Origin of the sequence: Streptomyces violaceorubidus (assembly GCF_000717995.1) — a bacterium.
Lineage (GTDB): Bacteria > Actinomycetota > Actinomycetes > Streptomycetales > Streptomycetaceae > Streptomyces > Streptomyces violaceorubidus.
The window spans coordinates 1-4,050 of sequence record NZ_JODM01000087.1 but is presented as its reverse complement, the minus strand read 5'-3'; the positions used below and the strand labels follow the sequence as shown (position 1 = coordinate 4,050).

Annotated in this window: 2 pseudogenes; both read right to left on the bottom strand. The window is 72.5% G+C overall.

The features are described 5' to 3' along the window. A pseudogene (locus IE94_RS41420) lies at nt 1-565 on the bottom strand (acyltransferase domain-containing protein); the annotation flags it as partial. A gap of 112 nt (nt 566-677) precedes the next feature. Further along, nucleotides 678-4,050, bottom strand: a pseudogene (locus tag IE94_RS39735) (beta-ketoacyl reductase); the annotation flags it as partial.

The following is a 4,050-nucleotide window of genomic DNA, read 5'->3' as shown; positions in this document are numbered from 1 at the left end:
TGATGCCCGCGAGGGCTTCGGTCAGGTGCTGCTCGATGGTTTCGACGTGCGCGGAGTGTGAGGCGTAGTCGACGGGGATCAGCCGGGCCCGGACGTCCTTATTCTGCAGGTTCTTGACCAGGGCTTCGACGGCGTCCGTGTCGCCCGAGACGACCGTGGCGTTGGGGCCGTTGATCGCGGCGATGCCGACCCCGCCGGGGAGCTGTGCTTCGACGGTGTGGGCGGGCTGCGGGACAGAGGCCATGGCTCCTCGCCCTGCGAGGTGTTCGCCGATGATCCGGGCACGCACGGCGACGACCTTGGCGGCGTCCTCCAGCGACAGCGCACCCGCCACGGCCGCGGCCGCGATCTCGCCCTGGGAGTGTCCGACCACGGCGTCCGGACGGACACCCAGCTCCTGCCAGGTCGCGGCGAGCGAGACCATGACGGCCCAGGTCACCGGCTGGATGACGTCCACGCGGTCCAACGGGGCACGCGACCGCAGGGCATCGGTCAGCGACCAGTCGACGTACGGCGCAAGGGCCTCCTCGCAGCGGGCGATGGACTGCGCGAACACCGGAACGGTGTCGAGGAGTTCGGCACCCATCCCGGCCCACTGAGTCCCCTGCCCCGGGAACACGAACACGGTCCTGCCGGTCTCGTCCGACGCGAGGCCCTGCACGAGGTGGGGCGAGGGCTCGCCCCACGCCTGGCTCGGCGGACTGATCCTGCGGAGCGGTGAGGGCGGGGGGCTCCTCGATGACGGCGTGGGCGTTGGTGCCGCTGACCCCGAAGGACGAGACACCGGCGCGGCGGGGCCGGTCGCTCAGGGGCCAGGTCTGTTCCTCGGTGAGGAGGGTGACGGCGCCGGTGTCCCAGTCGACATGGCTGGTGGGCTCATCGACGTGCAGCGTCCTCGGCAGGACCCCATGTCGCATGGCCATGACCATCTTGATGACGCCCGCGACACCGGCGGCGGCCTGCGTGTGGCCGATGTTGGACTTCACCGAGCCCAGCCACAGGGGCCGTTCGGCGGGCCGGTCCTGGCCGTAGGTGGCCAGGAGCGCCTGGGCCTCGATCGGGTCGCCGAGGGTGGTGCCGGTGCCGTGTGCCTCGACCGCGTCGACCTGGTCCGGGGTGAGACCGGCGTTGGCGAGGGCCTGCCGGATCACCCGCTGCTGGGAGGGGCCGTTGGGGGCGGTCAGGCCGTTGCTGGCGCCGTCCTGGTTGACGGCCGTGCCGCGCACGATGCCCAGGACAGGGTGTCCGTGTCGCTCGAGGGCGAGCGTGCACTCGCCGGAGCGCAGTGACTGGGCGGCCATGTGCAGGGCGACGAGCGAGGAGGAGCAGGCCGTGTCGACCGTGACGGCCGGGCCCTCCAGGCCGAGGGTGTAGGCCACCCGGCCCGACGCCACACTGCCCGCGATACCGGTGCCGAGGTAGCCCTCGACCGTCTCCGGCACCTGGCGGAGCAAGGTGGCGTAGTCCTGACCGTTGCTGCCGACGAACACGCCCGCCTTGCTGCCGCGCAGCGACCGGGGGTCGATGCCGGCCCGCTCGAAGGCCTCCCAGGACGTTTCCAGGAGCAGCCGCTGCTGCGGGTCCATCGCCAGGGCCTCGCGCGGGTTGATACCGAAGAAGGCCGCGTCGAACTCGCCCACACTCTGGAGAAAGGCGCCCTTCCGCACATAGGACGTGCCGGAACGGTCCGGGTCGGCGTCGTAGAGCGCCTCCAGGTCCCAGCCGCGGTCGGCCGGGAACGGCGAGACCGCGTCACCACCGGCCGCCAGCAGCGCCCACAGTTCCTCGGGCGTCCGAATCCCACCCGGGAAGCGGCAGCTCATGGCCACGATCGCGATCGGATCGTCGTCGAGGGCCGCCGTATCCCGGACGGTGACGGTGTGGCCGGTCCGCTCGCCGCCGCCTCCCAGGCCCGGGAACTCGCTCAGCACATGACGGGCCAGCTCGCTCGCCGTCGGGTAGTCGAAGATCACGCTGGTGGTGAGCCGCAGCCCGGTGGCCGCGTTCAGCCGGTTGCGCAGCTGGACCGCGCCGAGCGAGTCGAAGCCGAGGTCCTTGAACGCACGGTTCGGCGCCACCGACTGGGGCCCGGCGTGACCGAGCACCAACGCCGCCTGCGTACGCACCAGTTCCAGCATCAACTCCTCACGCTTCGGCGCAGGCAGCCCGGCAAGCCGCCCGGCCGGCGACTCCTCGTCGACCTGTGCGCCACCGGACCCGGCCGTGGCCAGGAGGTCCCGTACGTCCGCCAGGTCGGAGATGAGCGGGCTGGGACGGGCGGCGGTGTACGCCGGTACGAAACGGGCCCAGTCGATGTCGGCCACTGTCAGCGCCGCGGTGCCCTGCCCGACGGCCTCCGCCAGCGCGGTGAGCGCCGGCTCCGGGGCCATCGCGGGGAACCCGCTGCGATGCAACTGCTCGGCCGCGGCCCGCCCCATGGCCATGCCCGAGTCCGCCCAGGCACCCCACGCCACCGAGGTCGCGGGCAGTCCGAGCGCGTGCCGCCGCTGTGCCAGCGCGTCCACATGGGCGTTCGCCGCGGCGTAGTTGGCCTGGCCCTCGTTGCCGAAGGTGGCTGCCGCGGAGGAGAACAGTACGAAGGCGTCGAGGTCGAGGTGACGCGTGTACTGGTCGAGCAGTTCGGCGGCGGCCGCCTTCGGACGCAGTACGTGGTCCAGCCGGTCCGCGGTGAGGTGGTCGAGTACGCCGTCGTCGAGGCTGCCGGCCGTGTGGACGACCGCGGTGAGGTCCGGGTGGCCGGCGAGGAGGGAACGCACCTGCTCGGGGTCGCTCACATCGCAGGCCGCGAAGGTCACGGTGGAGCCGAGCGCGGTGAGTTCACCGCCCAGGCCGGTGGCACCGGGGGCCTCGCCGCCGCGCCGGCTGGCGAGAACCAGGTGCTGGGCCCCGTTCTCGGCGGCCCAGCGCGCGACGCGGGCACCGAGCGCTCCGCTGCCACCGGTGATCAGAACCGTGCCACGCGGCTGCCAGGCCGTACCGCTGCCGCTGCTCGCCCGGGCCAGTCGGCGCGCGAGGACGCCGGCCGCGCGGATGGCCACCTGGTCCTCACCTCCCGACGCCGTGGAGGCGAGTACGGCCCGCAGGTGTGCGGCACCGTGTTCGTCGAGCTGCTCGGGCAGATCGACGAGTCCGCCCCAGCGGTCGGGGTGCTCGAGCGCGGCGACCTGCCCCAGGCCCCAGACCTGCGCCTGGACGGGCTGGATCAGCGGGTCGGAGCCTCCGGTGGTGACCGCGCCCTGGGTGAGGCACCAGAGCGGGGCCTGGATGCCTGCGTCGCCGAGCGCCTGGAAGAGAGCAAGCGTCGCCGCTGTTGCGGCGTCGTCGTCCGTCAGCGCGAGCAGCGACAGTACGCCCGTCGCGTCGAACTCCCCGAGCGCACCACGGAGTGTTTCGGCACATCCCACCCGGTCGGCCTCGACGGGGTCGAGCACGACCTGTCGTACGGCACCGTGCCCGGCCTCCAGGGCCCGCACGACGTCCCGTAGGAGAGGCCGGCCCTCGTGACCGGCGGGGATCAGGAGCAGCCAGTCGCCAGTGAGTTCGGCAGCGTTGGACGGCATGGGCCGCCACACCACCCGGTAACGCCAGCCGTCCACCGGCGAGCCGGCGGTCCGCTCCCTGCGCCCCGATGTCGCGTCGAGCCAGTACCGGTGGCGCTTGAACGCGTACGTGGGCAGTTCCACGCGGCGCGGGGCACTCCCCCCGCTGCTGAAGAAGGCCTGCCAGTCGACGAGCGTTCCGTTGGTGTGGAGTTCGGCTGCGGCGCGGGTGACGGCGTGGGTCTCGTCGAGGTTCTTGTGGAGGGTGGGCAGGAGCAGTGTTTCGGCGCGGGTGAGGGTGTCCTGGGCCATGGCGGTGAGGACTCCGCCGGGGCCGATCTCCAGGTAGCGGGTGGTGTCGTGCTGTTCGAGCCAGGCGATCCGGTCGTTGAAGCGGACGGTGTCTCGGATGTGCCGGACCCAGTACTCGGGGTCCAGGACCGCGTCGCCGGCGGGCAGGGGCAGCCCGGGCGGGTGGAACTCCACGTTT